Below are 16368 nucleotides of genomic sequence, written 5' to 3'. Positions count from 1 at the left end.
CTCAATCTCCCGTGTCCGACGGACACTCTTCAATCAAAGGGGAGCCCTCGCGGATGGCAGTCTCCAGCGCCTTGACCTGATTGGAGCCTGGCGACTGCACCCGCACCTTCCCTTTGAGCAGGATGTTGGGGGAGTTCAGGCTGATGCCGCTGCTATCGAGAATGACCGTGCCGGCCGGTCCGCGAATCAGGATGCGGTCCGTGCCCTGCAAGACGTAATCGCGCGTCAACGTGCGCTGGGACGTTTTGGCCTCGATAGATTGGACGCCCTCTATCACCAGCGCGTCGTTCTCGCCGATCGTGACCCGGCGGCTGGAAGCGATCTCTTCGCGCTGCGAATTGCCGACCTTGCGGATCTCGTTGCGGTCCACGGTGCTGAACAGGTCCTGGCGAATATGTGCTTTGAGGTCGCGGCCCGCGCCGTACGTGTCGTCCTGGCCGATGCTGGTGCGGCGGTCACGACCGATCGCGTTGGTTTGGTCGCGACCCACCGATCGTGTCTCGTCGTGATTGACTTTGATGTTCTGGTCTTTCTGCGCATGGACGTAGATCTCTTCCTGGTCCATTTCGTCCTCGAAGCGCAGCTCGTTGAAGCCCTCGCCTTTGTGCGTTTTGCTCTTGATGGTCATCCGCGTCTTGTGGCGCGGTAGCTCGTAAGGAGGCAGTTGCAGGCGGTTGTAGAACCGGCCGGTGATCACGGGCTGGTCAGGGTCTCCGTCGAAGTAGGAAACGATCACCTCCTGGCCCACGCGCGGAATGGCCATGTGGCCCCAGGTCGCGCCGGCGATGTTCTGCGAGACGCGGATCCAGCAGGAGCTGTATTCGTCCTGCCGGCCTTGGCGGTCCCAGGGAAACTGAACCTTTACCCGTCCATACGCGTCCGTATAGATCTCTTCGTTGGGCGGACCGACCACCACGGCGTTCTGCGGTCCTTCGATGCGGGGCCTGGGCAGCGGTTCAGCGCGCCATTCGGTGTCGTCGGGAACCAGCTCGGCCTCGTAGTGGTAATGCGTACCCGACTGTGCGTCGGCGCTCTCCTCAGCTTGGCTCGCGTGCTGCGTGCCGCGATGAACGATGCGGACCGGGCGCCATCCGCGGTTCATGTCTTCGCGGGGATGACCGGCGAGGGTGAATGAGATGCCGGGTTGCAGGCGAGGATCGTCACCCTCGACCAGGGCAATGCGCGCATCCCGCCGATGGCCGCGCAGGCGGTTCTCGGCGAATGGCCTGCCGGCTTCGTCGAATTTTGCGCGGGCGGGATAGTCGTAGCGTTCGTAACGGCGGCCTTGATGGCTCAGATCCTGTCCGTCGCGGGTGTGCTCGTGGCTGTAGCGCGGGTGGTGGAAGGTGTAGTCGCGCTGCGTCTGGCGCGCGGTGCGCACGCTCTCGGTATAGGCAAAGCGGCGCAGCGCGGGCTGCGGCTGGTCGCCGCCGGGCGTGGGGTTGTACTGCACCGGCTCGTCACCCACGCGGCCGTGAATGAACAGGCGATCGCTGTGGACCAGTTGATGGCCCTGCGCGCTATGGCGAAAGGAATAGAAGAATCCTTCCTCGCGCATGATGCGTTCGACGAAGTGGTAGTCGGTGTCGCCGGCCTGCACGCAGTATTCGCGCGGTTGATGCGCGGTCGTATTGCGCTGCTCGTAGTCCAGGGTGAGGCCGTGCGCTTTTAGCACGGCCTCAGTTATCTGCGGGACGGTCAGGCTTTGGAAGATGCGCCAATCGGAACTGAGTTTGAGCCTTGCCAGGCGTGGCTCGACGGTTGCGGAGTAGCGCGAGCGGCGAAAGCCTGTGTCGCGTTGGACGAAAGACGAGACGGCGCCGTGCACGTAGCGCACGGGCAGGTCGCCGCGCCAGATCGTGAGCAGCGCGGTGCGGTCCAGAACATTGCCGAAGTTGACGGCTGCATTGGCGCTGGCCAGTTCCACGTCCAGCAGGAATGTCTCGGACAGACCTTCCTGCAACGTGAATTCGACGACGTCGAAGGATTCGTCGCCGATGGCAAACGTGAACCGGATATCTGATTGGATAGGAATGGCGTGCTCCCGCAACGACAGACCTTTCCACCACCGGTGAATGCACAGTCTGCGGCGCCATTACGGCACACGCATCGAACCTTGAAAATCAGATAAGTCTTATTGTCATGGGAAATCGATCAAGACTTGGAATCGCGCAAGAGATCAGCGCGGTATCACGGCCGCGCCGTCCGGGTCATGCGAGACGTAATGCGGAGTGCGTTCGCTGATTCATCCGGCTCAGCGAAACGCGCAGGTTCGCCAAAGCGCATGCAGAACACCATCTGCAGGCTCGCAAATACAAAACCCCCGCGGCTGGATATCCAGCGGGCGGGGGTGAACAGGGCGCTGCCGCCCCAACGCGATGTTCAGCCGCCCGGCGTGTCGTGCGTGGTTTCGCGCTTGATCTCGCCGTGGCGGCGTTCCATTTCCTGGCGCAGTTCGCGGCGCAGGCCGGCGGCCTTGAAGCGCTGCTTTTCCTCGTGCGTGCGGGGTTCCAGCGGCGGCACCGCGGTCGGGGCGCCCTTGTCGTCCACCGCCACCATCGTGAAATAACAGCTGTTGGTGTGACGCACCAGCTTCTTGCGGATGTCCTCGGTCACGACCTTGATGCCGATTTCCATCGACGTGCGGCCCGTGTAGTTCACGGCCGCCAGGAACGTCACCAGCTCGCCGACGTGGATCGGTTCGCGGAACACCACCTGATCCACGGACAGCGTCACGACATATTGGCCGGCGTACCGGCTGGCACAGGCGTAGGCTACCTGGTCCAGATACTTGAGGATGGTTCCGCCGTGTACGTTTCCTGAGAAATTCGCCATGTCAGGCGTCATCAGGATGGTCATCGACAATTGGTGGCTAAAGGCGTCGTCCATGGCGGGCGGCTCATTCATGAATAAAACGCCAATGGTAGCGGCTGGCGGCTGACATCGCGCCGTATTTTTGGTGTGGTCAGGGTTTCTTGGCGGGCGGCGTGGCGGGGGCGTTTGCCTGCGGCTTTGCCGCGCCAGACGGCGATGCGGTCTTGTTTGAGACCGGCGCTTCGGACGTTGCCGGGGCATCGGTCTTCGCGGCGTCTTCCGACGCAGGTTCGCCTGCCGCAGGTTCGCCTGCCGCGGGTTCGCCATTTCCCCCATCAGCCGCCTCCGGCACATCCCGCCGCACCGCAGGCGGCGTCCACAAGCCATCCCGCACCGCCGGTCCCGGCAGATAAACCCGCAGCAGCATTCCCACCGGCCCGGCCGCCGGAATCGGCAGCCAGTTCGATTGATCTTCCGGCGGCGGCGCCGAGTGGCTGAAGACAAGATCCAGCGAGCCGTCCGCGTTGTAGCGCAGCGGATCGCGGCTGCCGAGCGCATGGCGGTTGACCGGGTTGGGCACGGGCATGCCCTGGCTGTCATACGCCGTCAGCGACCAGAACGCGCCCGCGTCGGGCAACTGGCCGGTCTCGAGATGCAGCGCATACCGGTGCGCGCCGTCCAGCAGCGCGCCGTCGCTATCCGTGGCCAGCACCAGCACCGTCAGGTCCTCGGGCAATCCGCTGCCCGGCTGCGCCTGCGCGGCCAGCGCGCGGCGTAGCCAGTCGTTGCCATACACGCCGATGTTGCCTGTTTCCTGCAGCCAGCCGTCTGTGGCGCGCAGCGAATGGCCGGCGGCCGCCGCCATGCGGTCACGCGCGGCGCGCACGCCGCGGCGCATGCCCTGCTTGGCGGAATGATCGAGCTTGTCGAAGTCGAACGGCCGGCCCGGCGCCAGCCCGACGCGGCGCAGCAGCGCCAGCACGGGCTGATCCGTCGCATGCGGCGGGTGCTTGCGCAGCAGTTCGGCGGCGTAGGTGAAGAACGCGTCGGTGGGCATCGAGTCCACCTGTTCGCTCACCGGGATTTTCAGGTCGAGGGACGGGTCGGGCTTGGTGCGCGGCGCTTGCGCAGGCAGGTTCCATTGCGCCAGGGGCGTCAGGACGAAGCCGTCCTGCAATGTGTTTACCGCCGCCTGGTCGGCGGGGCCGTGCGTTTCGATCATCGCCTTCGCCCAGACGTGCACGGTGGGGGCGTCGATGCGCGCCATGCGGGAGGGCAGCGTGCCGCTCCAGCCCGGGGGCACGATCACGGTGTTGCCCTTTGCGGTGCCCGTGGTGCGCTTGCCCAGCGTCGCGAAGACGTCGGTCCACATATCCAGCAGCGTCAGCGTGTAGAGCCGTCCCGCCGTGTCGGGCACGGACAGCACGACAGGTCCGTCCGTCAGATCCAGCCACGCGCTGCTGCGCAGCATGTCGACGTTCGCCCACGGCGTGGCCGCGCCCGCGCGGGGCAGGGTGCGCCCGTGATGGAACGTGTTGGCCGGCGCCCCATCGGCGCCCCGCGATGGATGCGTGAACTGCCGGCGGGTCAGGTCCATCGCCACCAGCGGATAGAAATACAGATAGCCTTCTGTCGCCGCCTGCTGGGCCGCCTCGGTGGCGGCGGCGGCGGGCGACAGCGCGGCGGGCGCCGCGTGGGCGGGCGCCTGCGGCATCAGAACGAAGGGCGAGAAAGCCAGTGTCAGGGCGAGAACTCGGGCCAAGGGGGCAAGGCGGCGCATCGGCGCTCCAAGGACATGCGGGAAAAAGGGCAGGCGGCGACCGGCGCAAACATGCTGCCGGACCACCGATGCCGCCGGCCATCGTAGCAGCGCTGCACTGCCGCAAAATCTGCGAAAAAAGCGCATTTTGCCGTCAAATTCGGACCAGCGCCGGCGTCTCCGGCATCGCCAGGCATGACGGACCCCGTATCGAAGGCCTATACTTCTTCACATTTCCCTGGAAGTCGTAGGGCTTTTTCGTCCTGGAAATTTCCGCTTCCTTCATTCACCAGGAGAGGAGTGCTTCATGGTCAACATGAATCGCCGCCAGTTCTTCAAGGTGACCGGTGCGACGCTGGCGGGCTCCAGCCTGGCCTTGTTGGGGGCTGCCCCCGGCACGGCCATGGCCGAGGTGCGCCAGTTCAAACTTGCGCGCATGACCGAAACGCGCAACACCTGTCCCTACTGTTCGGTCGCCTGCGGTTTGCTGATGTACGGCTTGGGCGATGGCTCGAAGAACGCCCGCGCCAGCATCATGCACATCGAAGGCGACCCCGACCACCCCGTCAACCGCGGCACCCTCTGTCCGAAGGGCGCGGCCCTGATCGACTTCATCCACAGCCCCAACCGTCTTAAATTCCCGGAATACCGGGCGCCCGGTTCGGACAAGTGGGTCCGGATGTCGTGGGACGAAGCCCTGACGCGCATCACCAAGCTCATGAAGGAAGACCGCGACGCGAACTTCGTCGAGAAGACCGCGGACGGCAAGACGGTCAACCGGTGGCTGACCACCGGCATGCTGGCCGCCTCGGCAAGCAGCAACGAGGTCGGTTACATCACGCACAAGACAGTGCGCAGCATGGGGATGCTGGCGTTCGACAATCAAGCCCGTGTCTGACATGGCCCGACGGTGGCAGGTCTTGCCCCGACGTTTGGCCGTGGAGCGATGACGAACCATTGGGTCGACATCAAGAATGCGGACATAGTTTTGATCATGGGCGGCAATGCCGCCGAGGCCCACCCGTGCGGGTTCAAGTGGGTCACTGAAGCCAAGGCCCACAACAAGGCCAAGTTGATCGTCGTGGATCCGCGCTTTACGCGTTCGGCGTCCGTGGCGGACTTCTACGCGCCCATACGCACCGGCACCGACATCATCTTCCTGGGTGGCGTCATCAAGTACCTGTTGGATCACGACAAGATCCAGCACGAGTACGTGCGCAACTACACCGACTTCTCGTTCATCGTGCGCGAGGACTTTGCGTTCGACGCGGGCTTGTACTCGGGCTACAACGCCGAAAAGCGCACCTACGACAAACAAAGCTGGGACTACGAGCGTGGCGAGGACGGCTACGTCAAGACCGATCCCACGCTGCAGCATCCGCGTTCGGTGTATCAGCTGCTCAAGAAGCACTACTCGCGCTACACGCCTGAAATGGTCGAGCGCGTCTGCGGCACGCCCAAGGACAAGTTCCTGACGGTGTGCGACATGCTCGCGTCCACGGCCACCACCAACCGCGCCGCCACCATCCTGTACGCGCTGGGCTGGACGCAGCACTCCATCGGTTCGCAGATCATCCGCACGGGCGCGATGGTGCAGCTGCTGCTGGGCAACATCGGCATCGCTGGCGGCGGCATGAACGCGCTGCGCGGGCACTCGAACATCCAGGGCCTGACCGACCTGGGCCTGATGTCGAACCTGCTGCCGGGCTACATGACGCTGCCCAACGAGCCCGAGCAGGACTACGCCAAGTACATCGACACGCGCACGCTCAAGCCGCTGCGGCCCAACCAGCTCAGCTACTGGCAGAACTATCACAAGTTCCACGTCAGTCTCATGAAGGCCTGGTGGGGCGGTGCGGCCACGGCCGACAACAACTGGGCGTTCGACTACCTGCCCAAGCTGGACAAGCTCTACGACATGCTGCAGGTCTACGAGCTGATGGTCCAGGGCAAGATGAACGGCTACATCGCGCAGGGCTTCAACCCGCTGGCCGCGGCGCCCAACAAGGCCAAGCTGAACGAGGGCTTCGCCAAGCTCAAGTTCCTGGTCATCATGGATCCGCTGGTCACGGAAACGTCCGAGTTCTGGCGTAACGCCGGCGAGGCCAACGATGTGGATCCGTCCAAGATCCAGACCGAGGTCTTCCGCCTGCCCACCACCTGTTTTGCCGAGGAAGACGGCGCGCTGGTCAACTCCGGCCGCTGGCTGCAATGGCACTGGAAGGGCGCCGAGCCCCCGGGCGAAGCCAAGAGCGACATCGAGATCATGGCGCTCATCTACACGCGCCTGCGCAAGATGTACGAACAGGACGGCGGCAAGTACCCCGACCCCATCGTCAACCTGTCGTGGCCCTATTCCAACCCGCAGAATCCCACGGCCGAGGAACTGGCCAAGGAATACACGGGCCGCGCGCTGGTGGATCTGGCCGATCCCAAGGATCCGACGAAAATCATGCGCCGCGCCGGCGAGCAGCTTGCCGGCTTTGCCGAACTGCGCGACGACGGCTCCACCGCCAGCGGCTGCTGGATCTTTGCGGGCGCCTGGAGTCCCAGCGGCAACCTGATGGCGCGCCGCGACAACAGCGACCCCACCGGCATCGGCCAGACCCTGAACTGGGCCTGGGCGTGGCCTGCCAACCGCCGCATCCTCTACAACCGCGCGTCGTGCGACCTGGAAGGCAAGCCGTTCGATCCGCGGCGCAGCGTGGTGTCATGGAACGGCAGGGCGTGGGTGGGCGCCGACATCCCCGACTTCAAGGGCGACGAGAACCCCGCGGGCGGCATGGGGCCGTTCATCATGAACCCGGAAGGCGTGGCGCGCTTCTTTGCGCGGGCGGGCCTGGCCGAAGGGCCGTTCCCGGAACACTACGAACCCTTCGAAAACCCGCTGGGCTACAACCCGCTGCATCCCAAGGCCAAGGGCGTCACCAACAACCCGGCCGCGCGCATCTTCAAGGATGACCTCGCGGCGATGGGCACGGTGGAGAACTTCCCGTATGTCGCCACCACCTATCGCCTGACGGAGCACTTCCACTACTGGACCAAGAACGTCCGCATCAACGCGATTCTCCAGCCCGAGCAGTTCGTGGAGATCGGCGAGGCGCTGGCCAAGGAGCTGGGCATTCCCAACGGCTCCCGCGTCAAGGTGTCGTCCAACCGCGGCTACATCAAGGCCGTGGCGCTCGTCACCAAGCGCATCCGTCCGCTCACCATTGAAGGCAAGACGGTGCACCAGGTCGGCATTCCCATCCACTGGGGTTTCGTGGGCATCGCCAAGCCGGGCTTCCTCACCAACACCCTGACGCCATTCGTGGGCGACGGCAATTCCCAGACACCGGAATTCAAGTCGTTCCTGGTGAAGGTCGAAAAGGTATAGGAGAACCGACATGTCAATGCAATCCCTGGACATCAAGCGGCGCTCCGCCACCACCACGCCGCCGCCGGGCATCCGTGAACCCGTCACGGGCTCGGTGGCCAAGCTGATCGACGTCTCCAAGTGCATCGGCTGCAAGGCCTGCCAGAGCGCCTGCATGGAGTGGAACGACCTGCGCGACGAGATCGGCGTCAACGTGGGCGTCTACGACAACCCGGCCGACCTCACCGAGCACTCCTGGACCGTCATGCGCTTCTCGGAATTCGAGAATCCCGCCGGCGATCTGGAATGGCTGATCCGCAAGGACGGCTGCATGCACTGCGAGGATCCGGGCTGCCTGAAGGCCTGTCCGTCGCCGGGCGCCATCATCCAGTACAACAACGGCATCGTGGACTTCCACGAAGAAAACTGCATCGGATGCGGCTACTGCATCACCGGCTGTCCGTTCAACATCCCGCGCATTTCCAAGAAGGACAACAAGGCCTACAAGTGCACACTGTGTTCCGATCGCGTCGCGGTCGGCATGGAGCCCGCGTGCGTCAAGGCCTGTCCCACCGGCGCCATCGTCTTCGGCACCAAGGACGACATGCACCAGCATGCCGCCGAGCGCGTCGAGGACCTGAAAGCGCGCGGCTTCGCGCAGGCCGGCGTGTATGACCCGCCCGGCGTGGGCGGCACGCACGTCATGTACGTGCTGCATCACGCCGACCAGCCGGGGCTGTACCACGGGCTGCCTGCCGATCCGAAGATCAGTCCGATGGTGTCGTTGTGGAAGGGCCTGGCCAAGCCGCTGGGCCTGGCCACGATGGCGCTCACCGCGCTGGCGGGCTTTTTCCACTATGCGCGCGTGGGCCGCAACGAAGTGACCGAGGAAGACGAACGCAGGGCCGAAGAGGAGGTGCGCCATGAGTGAAGAACACCACTACCGCCGCATCAAGCGCTACACGCCGGGCGAGCGCACCAACCACTGGATCATCGCGCTCACGTTCATCCTGCTCGCGTTGTCCGGACTGGCGCTGTTTCATCCATCCATGTATTGGCTGTCCAACCTGTTCGGGGGCGGACCCTGGACGCGCATCCTGCATCCGTTCATCGGGGTGGTGATGTTCGTCTGCTTTGCCGTGTTTGCCGGGCACATGTGGCGCCACAACCTGCTGACGCGCGCGGATCGCCAGTGGCTCAGGCAGCTCGACGACGTGGTCGAGAACCGCGAAGAAAAGCTGCCCGAGGTCGGCAAGTACAACGCCGGCCAGAAGCTGCTGTTCTACGTGCTGATCCTGTGCATGCTGGGGCTGATGGTCAGCGGCATCGTGATCTGGCGCGAGTATTTCGCGTTCTACTTCCCGATCGAAGTGATCCGCGCGGCGTCGGTCCTGCACGCGGTTTGTGCGCTGGTGCTGATTTGCGCGATCATTGTGCATATTTACGCGGCGATCTGGGTGAAGGGGTCGCTCACGGCAATGCTGCGCGGCTATGTCACCGCCGGCTGGGCGTGGAAGCACCATCGCGCCTGGTTCCGGGAGCAGGTGAAAAAGTAATCCCCGGCATGTCGTGATCGACGGCTGCTATCCTCTTTGCAGGCTGGCAGCCGTATTTGTTTTTCTGGAGACGAGAATTGCAGCGAATTCTTCCACGCGGCGAGATCGAAGCGCTAGACCATAACGCCATTCCCCGCATCACCCTGCCGGAACGGACATCCGTTTTTGCGGCGCGGGCGGCGCGCCTGCGGCAGCTTGCCGACGGCAATCCGGTCGGCGACTACCTGCAGCTCATGGCGCATCTGGTCGACGCCCAGCACCGCGCGCTGCAGGACTGCGCCGCGCCGCCCGCCACTGAAGACCGGATCTCACTCGCGCAGGCGCATGGCATGCCGCCGCTGCAGGCCATCGGCTGGCCGCGCGATGCGCTGTGGCGCCGCATCCTGGGCCAGTTGCTGGACGACGTGTCGCGCGCCCCTGGCGTGCCCGCCGAAGCCCTCGACGTCTGCGCCGCGCTGCGGCGTGCGCTGGCCGACGATCCCGAATCGCTTGAAGACCTGGCGCAGGCCGTGCTGTCCGAGCAGGACGAAGGCGTGGACAGCGCGGCCGCGCCCTTTGTCATGGCGGCGCTGCAGGTCTACTGGACGGACCTGGCCAACCGCTTCGATCCCAAGCAACTCCCCGTCGCCAGCCCGTTCGGCGTGTGTCCGGTGTGCGGCAGCCTGCCGGTCGCCAGCATCGTGCGGGTCGGCGGCCAGTACGAAGGCTATCGGTACCTGTGCTGCAGCCTGTGCGCGACGCAGTGGCACATGGTGCGGGTCAAATGCTCGCACTGCGAGGACGTGGAAAAGGTCGCGTACCAGTCCATCGAGGGCCGCACGCCCGCCATCAAGGCCGAAACCTGTGACAACTGCCACACGTACCGCAAGATCTTCTACCAGGACAAGGATCTGTACGTGGAGCCGGTGGCCGATGACCTGGCCAGCCTGATGCTCGACGTGCTGGTCGGCGAGGCCGGTTATTCGCGGTCCAGCGGCAATCCGCTGCTGTGGCATGGCGCCGAGGACTAGCGCCGCTCAATGACGGAGTCTCGCATGGCAGATCAACTGTCCGGCGCCGGCCTTGCCGCCGCGTCCGACATTCCTTCGCTGGACCGCCTGCTGAATGCCGACGCGTTGCAGCCGGCGCTGGCAACCCACGGCCGCACGCAGGTAGTGGCGGCCCTGCGCCGTGACCTGGACGCGCTGCGCAAGCGCGCGCTGGACGGCGGCGTGCCGCGTCACGAGCTGGACGCGGCCGCGGTGGCGGCGCGCACATCAGCCGCGCTGGACGAGGCCGCGCGGCCCCGTCTGCGCGCGGTCTACAACCTGACCGGCACCGTGCTGCACACCAACCTGGGCCGCGCGCTGCTGCCCGACGAAGCGGTGGCCTCGGTGCTGCGCGCGCTGACCACGCCCGCCAACCTGGAGTTCGACCTGGACACCGGCGGCCGCGGCGATCGCGACGACCTCATCGACGATCTGCTGTGCGAGCTGACGGGCGCCGAGGCCGCCACGGTGGTCAACAACAATGCCGCGGCCGTGCTGCTGATGCTCAACGCCCTGGCGGATCGCCGCGAAGTCGTGGTGTCGCGCGGCGAACTGGTCGAGATCGGCGGCGCGTTCCGCATCCCCGACATCATGAAGCGGGCGGGCGCCAAGCTTGTCGAAGTCGGCACCACCAACCGCACGCACGCAGCCGACTATGAAAACGCCATCGGCCCGCGCACCGCGATGCTGATGAAGGTGCATTGCAGCAACTACGCGGTGACCGGCTTCACCAAAAGCGTGAGCGTGGCCGAGGTGGCGGCGCTGGCCCATGCGCGCGGTCTGCCGGCCACGGTGGATCTGGGCAGCGGCACGCTGGTGGACCTGACGCAATTCGGGCTGCCGAAAGAAGACACCGTGCGCGAGACCATCGCTGCGGGCGCCGATCTGGTCACGTTCAGCGGCGACAAGCTGCTGGGCGGACCGCAGGCCGGCCTGTTGGTGGGCCGCGCCGACCTGATCCGCAAGATCAAGAAGAATCCGCTCAAGCGCGCGCTGCGCGTCAGCAAGCTGACGCTGGCGGCGCTGGAACCCGTGCTGCAGCTGTATCGCGCACCGGAGTTCCTGGCGCAGCGGCTGACGACGCTGCGCCTGTTGACCCGCCCGCTGCGCGATATTCAGCCGCAGGCCGAACGGCTGCGCGGCGTGCTGGCGCATGCCGCAGGCCCGGGCTATGCGGTCGAGGCGGTGCCGATGTTCAGTCAGATCGGCAGCGGTGCGCTGCCCATCGACCAGCTTCCCAGTTACGGACTGGCCGTGCGCCATGCGGGAACCGGCCGCCCCGGGCGGCATCTGGACCGGCTGGAGACGCTGTTGCGCAAGCTGCCGGTGCCCGTCATCGGCCGCATCGCGGATGACGCGTTGTGGCTGGACCTGCGCTGCCTGGAAGACCGCGACGAAGCCGCTTTTGCGGCGCAGCTGGCGGAGCCGCTGGCATGATCGTCGGCACCGCAGGGCATATCGACCACGGCAAGACGACGCTCGTGCGCGCGCTGACGGGCGTGGACACGGACCGGCTGAAGGAAGAAAAGGCGCGCGGCATTTCCATCGAACTGGGCTACGCCTACACGCCGCTCGCCAATGGCGACGTGATGGGCTTCATCGACGTGCCGGGGCACGAGAAGCTCGTGCATACGATGGCGGCCGGCGCCAGCGGGATCGATTTCGGCTTGCTGGTGGTGGCGGCGGACGACGGCGTCATGCCGCAGACGCGCGAGCATTTAGCGATTCTGTCGATGCTGGGCGTGGCGCGCGGCGCGGTGGCGCTGACCAAGACGGATCGCGCGGATGCGGCACAACTGGAAGCCGTGCGCGGCGAGATCGCGGCGTTGACGGAAGGGACGTTCCTGCAAGGCGCGCCGGTGTTCGGCACGAGTGCGACGCAGATGGCGCAGGCGAGCCAAACTTCCCACGCCGAAGCACCTGCAGAGGCGGGGCAAGCCGGCGATCCCGGCGTGGCGGCGCTGAAAGACTATTTGCACGCGCAGGCGCAGGCCCTGTCGCGGCCCGAGGCCACGGGCCTCTTCCGGCTGGCGGTGGATCGCGTGTTCACCTTGTCCGGGCACGGCACGGTCGTCACCGGCACGGCGCACGCCGGCCAGGTCCGCGCGGACGACGACGCGACCGATCTGCGCCTGATGCCGGCCAATACACGCGTTCGCGTGCGCGGCATCCACGCGCAGAACCAGCCCAGCGAGACGGGCTCGGCCGGCCAGCGGTGTGCCTTGAACCTGGCGGGCATCGACAAGAACGCCATCTCGCGCGGCGACTGGATCGCGGATGCGCGCTGCTTTCTGCCCTCGAAGCACGTGGATGTGACGCTGACGCTGCTGCCGTCCGCGGATGCGCCGGTGCGGGCGTGGGCGCCGCTGCACGTGCACATCGGCGCGGCGCGCCATGTGGCGCACGTGGTGCCGATCAGCACCGAGTCGCTGTCGCCGGGTCAGTCGGGATGGGTGCAACTGGTGTTCGACGAACCCGTCTGCGCGATGCCGGGCGACCGCTACATCGTGCGCAACGCACAGGCGACGCGCACGGTGGGCGGCGGCCGGGTGCTGGATCCCAATGCGCCGGACCGCAAGCGCCGGTCGGCGTCGCGGCTGGCGGGCCTGCAGGCGCTGACCGGCATGCTGGATGGCGGCGGTCTGCAACCGGTGCTGGCGCATGCGCCGCAGGGCCTGGACGAAGCGGCATTGCAGCGTCTGACGGGCCTGCCGGTCAGCGACATCGCGGCGCCCGAGGGTGCGGTGTGGATCGAGCCGCGCAATGCGCAGGGCGCGCGCACGCTGATCCTGGACGCGCATTGGAAGGCGCTGCGCGATCGGACCGAGCAGGCGCTGGCGTCGTTCCACCAAAGCGCGCCCGACGAACCGGGGCCGGACAGCGCGCGGCTGCGGCGCATGGCGTTTCCTGCGATGCCCGACACGCTCTGGACATCGCTGCTCGACGAACTGCAACGCGACGGCCATATCGCGCGCAATGGTCCCTGGCTGCATCTGCCTACGCACACTGCGACGCTGGGAGCGGCCGAATCCGCGCTGGCAGCGCGTCTGTTGCCACTGCTGGACGCGGGCGCGTTCGATCCGCCGTGGGTGCGCGACCTGGCGAAGCTGCAGGCGCAGCCCGAGGACGCCGTGCGCCAATTGCTGCGCAAGCTGCTGCGGCGTGGCGAGGTGGCGCAGGTAGTGAAGGATCTGTTCTATCACCGCGATCAGGTGCGCAAACTGGCGGCGCTGGCAGCTGACCTGGCCGCGCAGCCGCAAGGCTTGAACGCCGCGGTGTTCCGGGACGCGACGGGCCTGGGTCGCAAGCGGGCGATCCAGATCCTGGAGTTCTTCGATCGCGTGGGCTACACGCGGCGGGTGCGGGATACGCATGTGCTGCGCGGCGAAAGCGCGTACGCGGCGATGCAGCCGCCCGCCGAGCCGGTATCATAGGCGGTCCGCCACGGAAGGCATTCGTGCCCGGCGGCACGGCCGGGCTTCAAACCCGGTTGGGGGCGTCAGACGTTCCCAGGTAGGTTCGACTCCTGCTGCCTTCCGCCATTTGGGTTCTTCTGCCGCTCCCCACGCAGGTGTCTGATTCCCGTGCGAGATAGTCGTCGTGACACTGCGTCGTGTCCGGGTGTCTGACACCGGGGCTGATACTGGGTCGTGTCCGGGTGTCTGACACCGGGCTGTCGGTTTGTGTTCTTCTGCTGCCCGCGGCGTCGCGGGGTTCGCGTTGCGGGCCTCCGATGGCGGTCCGGAGCCTTCGCTCCGGACTTCCCCGTGCTCATCCTCGTCCGCCTTCGGCTCCCTTCGGATTCCGCCGGGCACCATCTAAACGGCCCGCAACGCGAACCCCGCGCCACCACGGGCTCTTTCAGGGGCTGATCGGGCGGTCGTTGGGGTGGACGGCGGACCAAGTGCCGATATACCCCGATGCAGGTGTCTGGCACCCTTACGAGATGTCCGTCGCAGTGCGTAGCTGCGCCCGGGTGTCTGAACATCGGCGCGAACGGGTGGCTCTCCATCAACTGCGCAGCATGCGCGTCACCACGCCGCCTATCTCGTGCGACTTCCAGTTCAGTTCACCTAGATGCCAGAACCGGATCGTGCCGGCGCGGTCGACGAGGTAGTTGGCGGGCAGCGCGGCGGCTTCCCACTTCTTCGATGCGGCGCTGTTGCGGTCGTGCAGGACCGTGCCGTTGATGGGGGTCTTTTTCAGGAAGGCGGAGATCTTGGCGGGCGCTTCGCCGACGTTGACGGCGACAAGGCGCAGGCCTTCTTCGCGATGGCGCTTGGCCATGGTGGACAGGATGGGGAGTTCGTCGCGGCACGGCTCGCACCACGTGGCCCAGAAGCTGACGATGACAACGCTGCCGCGCCACGCGGAAAGCTTTTGCTCGCGCCCGCCGAGGTCGGGCAGGACGAGCGGCAAGGCCGGGCCGGTCCATGGCGCCCAGTTGGGGCCGGTGGCGGCTTTCAATGCGTCGGCTGTCGGGGCGGCATTCTGGGCGGCACTGGGAGTGCCGTTCGGGCTGCCATTCTGGGCGCCATTTGCCGGGCCTTTTCCGACGCCAACCGCGGCGTTGCTTGCCGCATTGTTCGCGGCGCCGGCCCACGCGGGCAGCGCCGCGAGCGTCAAACCGGTTTGCAGAAGGCGGCGGCGGCTGATCAAGGCGGACTCCTGCAAGCGAGCGTTCAATGGCGAGGGCCTGGCTGCGTTCGATCATAGGGCCATTCACGGGGCCGGTGCTATCCTTTTTCCGATTGACTCACGGAGACTGAGATGACCCAGGATGTTGCGTCCACCAACGCGCCGCGCTTGACTTCCCTATCGCATGGCGGCGGCTGCGGCTGCAAGATTGCGCCAGGGGTGCTGTCGGCGCTGCTGGCGCGGTTTGGCCCCGCCGCCAGCTATCCGAACCTGATGGTGGGCACGGAAACCGCGGATGATGCGGCGGTGTACCGGCTGAACGACGAGCAGGCACTTATCGCCACCACGGACTTCTTCATGCCCATCGTGGACGATCCCTTCGACTTTGGCCGGATCGCCGCGACGAACGCGCTGTCGGATGTGTACGCCATGGGCGGCACGCCGATCATGGCGCTGGCGATCGTCGGCATGCCGATCAATGTGCTGCCGCACGACGTGATTGCCCAGATTTTGAAGGGCGGCGAATCGGTCTGTGCCGACGCGGGCATCCCGGTGGCGGGCGGCCACAGCATTGATTCTGTCGAACCCATCTATGGCCTGGCCGCGATGGGGCTGGTGCATCCGGATCGCATCAAGCGCAACGCGGATGCGCGCGCCGGCGACGTGCTGATCCTGGGCAAGGGCCTGGGCGTGGGCATCCTGTCGGCGGCGCTGAAAAAGAACCTGTTGGACGTGGACGGTTATCGCGTGATGATCGACACGACGACGCGGCTGAATCGTCCCGGCCCTGCGCTGGCCGCGCTGGATGGGGTGCATGCGATCACCGACGTGACGGGCTTTGGCCTGTTGGGCCATGCGCTGGAGATGGCGCGCGGCGCCAAGCTCACGGCTCGCGTGCGGCTGGATGCTTTGCCCTGGCTGCCGGGTGTGCAAGCGTTTGCCGCCGACGGCGTGATCACGGGCGCGTCCGGCCGCAACTGGACGTCGTACGGCGAATCGGTACGCCTGGGCGCCGGGGTGTCGGACACCCAGCGTGCTTTGCTGACGGATCCGCAGACCTCGGGTGGCCTGCTGGTGTCGTGCGCACCGGAAGCCGCGGATGCGGTGCTCAAGATCTTCCACGAACAGGGCTTCGGCCAGGCCGCCGTGATCGGCGAGATGGCTGACGGTCCGGCGCAGGTCGTGGTGGACTGACCGGCAGGCTACACAGGGCACGGC

At 66.2% G+C, this 16368-nt stretch carries 11 protein-coding genes and 1 tRNA gene; 8 read left to right on the top strand and 4 right to left on the bottom strand.

What is annotated here, in order from left to right:
* Position 1: 1 nt before the first annotated feature.
* From B3098_RS14015 to B3098_RS14005, 3 genes are all read right to left on the bottom strand, one after another.
* Positions 2-2050, bottom strand: coding sequence for a type VI secretion system Vgr family protein (locus tag B3098_RS14015; RefSeq protein WP_286897159.1), 2049 nt, complete (start codon positions 2048-2050; stop codon positions 2-4).
* A gap of 332 nt (positions 2051-2382) precedes the next feature.
* Positions 2383-2889 carry an acyl-CoA thioesterase gene (locus tag B3098_RS14010; RefSeq protein ID WP_279975308.1) on the bottom strand — a complete coding sequence of 169 codons (507 nt, stop codon included), beginning with the start codon at positions 2887-2889 and terminating at the stop codon, positions 2383-2385.
* 76 nt (positions 2890-2965) lie between these two features.
* Positions 2966-4594 (bottom strand): DUF1254 domain-containing protein, encoded by a 1629-nt coding sequence (locus B3098_RS14005; RefSeq protein WP_286897157.1) that lies wholly within the window; start codon positions 4592-4594, stop codon positions 2966-2968.
* 286 nt (positions 4595-4880) lie between these two features.
* On the opposite strand from B3098_RS14005, the gene fdnG reads away from it, so the two are divergent.
* The 7 genes from fdnG (at position 4881) to B3098_RS13970 (ending at position 14054) form a co-directional block, all read left to right on the top strand.
* Positions 4881-7949, top strand: a complete 3069-nt coding sequence (gene fdnG / locus B3098_RS14000; RefSeq protein WP_286897155.1) for a formate dehydrogenase-N subunit alpha — start codon at positions 4881-4883, stop codon at positions 7947-7949.
* Between the two features lie 10 nt (positions 7950-7959).
* Positions 7960-8859 carry a formate dehydrogenase subunit beta gene (fdxH, locus tag B3098_RS13995; RefSeq protein WP_286897153.1) on the top strand — a complete coding sequence of 300 codons (900 nt, stop codon included), beginning with the start codon at positions 7960-7962 and terminating at the stop codon, positions 8857-8859.
* Positions 8852-9484: a formate dehydrogenase subunit gamma gene (locus B3098_RS13990; RefSeq protein ID WP_175123732.1), complete on the top strand. Its 633-nt coding sequence runs from the start codon at positions 8852-8854 to the stop codon at positions 9482-9484. Before fdxH ends, B3098_RS13990 begins: the two co-directional genes overlap by 8 nt.
* Before the next feature lie 77 nt (positions 9485-9561).
* Positions 9562-10494, top strand: coding sequence for a formate dehydrogenase accessory protein FdhE (fdhE, locus tag B3098_RS13985; RefSeq protein WP_175186559.1), 933 nt, complete (start codon positions 9562-9564; stop codon positions 10492-10494).
* Between the two features lie 24 nt (positions 10495-10518).
* Complete coding sequence (selA, locus tag B3098_RS13980) at positions 10519-11949, top strand: L-seryl-tRNA(Sec) selenium transferase (protein WP_279975279.1); 1431 nt, start codon at positions 10519-10521, stop codon at positions 11947-11949.
* On the top strand, positions 11946-13946 hold the full coding sequence (selB, locus tag B3098_RS13975; RefSeq protein ID WP_286897151.1) for a selenocysteine-specific translation elongation factor: 2001 nt from the start codon (positions 11946-11948) through the stop codon (positions 13944-13946). Before selA ends, selB begins: the two co-directional genes overlap by 4 nt.
* A gap of 12 nt (positions 13947-13958) precedes the next feature.
* Positions 13959-14054 (top strand) — tRNA-Sec (locus B3098_RS13970).
* Positions 14055-14523: 469 nt separating this feature from the next.
* On the opposite strand, the gene B3098_RS13965 is transcribed toward B3098_RS13970, so the two are convergent.
* The gene (locus B3098_RS13965; protein ID WP_279975277.1) at positions 14524-15171 is read right to left on the bottom strand and encodes a TlpA disulfide reductase family protein; all 648 of its coding nucleotides are present in this window, start codon (positions 15169-15171) and stop codon (positions 14524-14526) included.
* A 111-nt stretch (positions 15172-15282) separates the two neighbouring features.
* On the opposite strand from B3098_RS13965, the gene selD reads away from it, so the two are divergent.
* Positions 15283-16344 (top strand): selenide, water dikinase SelD, encoded by a 1062-nt coding sequence (gene selD, locus B3098_RS13960; RefSeq protein ID WP_286897148.1) that lies wholly within the window; start codon positions 15283-15285, stop codon positions 16342-16344.
* Positions 16345-16368 lie beyond the last annotated feature (24 nt).

This window comes from Achromobacter sp. UBA2119 (assembly GCF_002331005.1).
Classification (GTDB): domain Bacteria; phylum Pseudomonadota; class Gammaproteobacteria; order Burkholderiales; family Burkholderiaceae_B; genus Achromobacter; species Achromobacter animicus.
The sequence above is the reverse complement of the archived record's forward strand: the minus strand, read 5'-3'. Positions and strand labels throughout refer to the sequence as shown.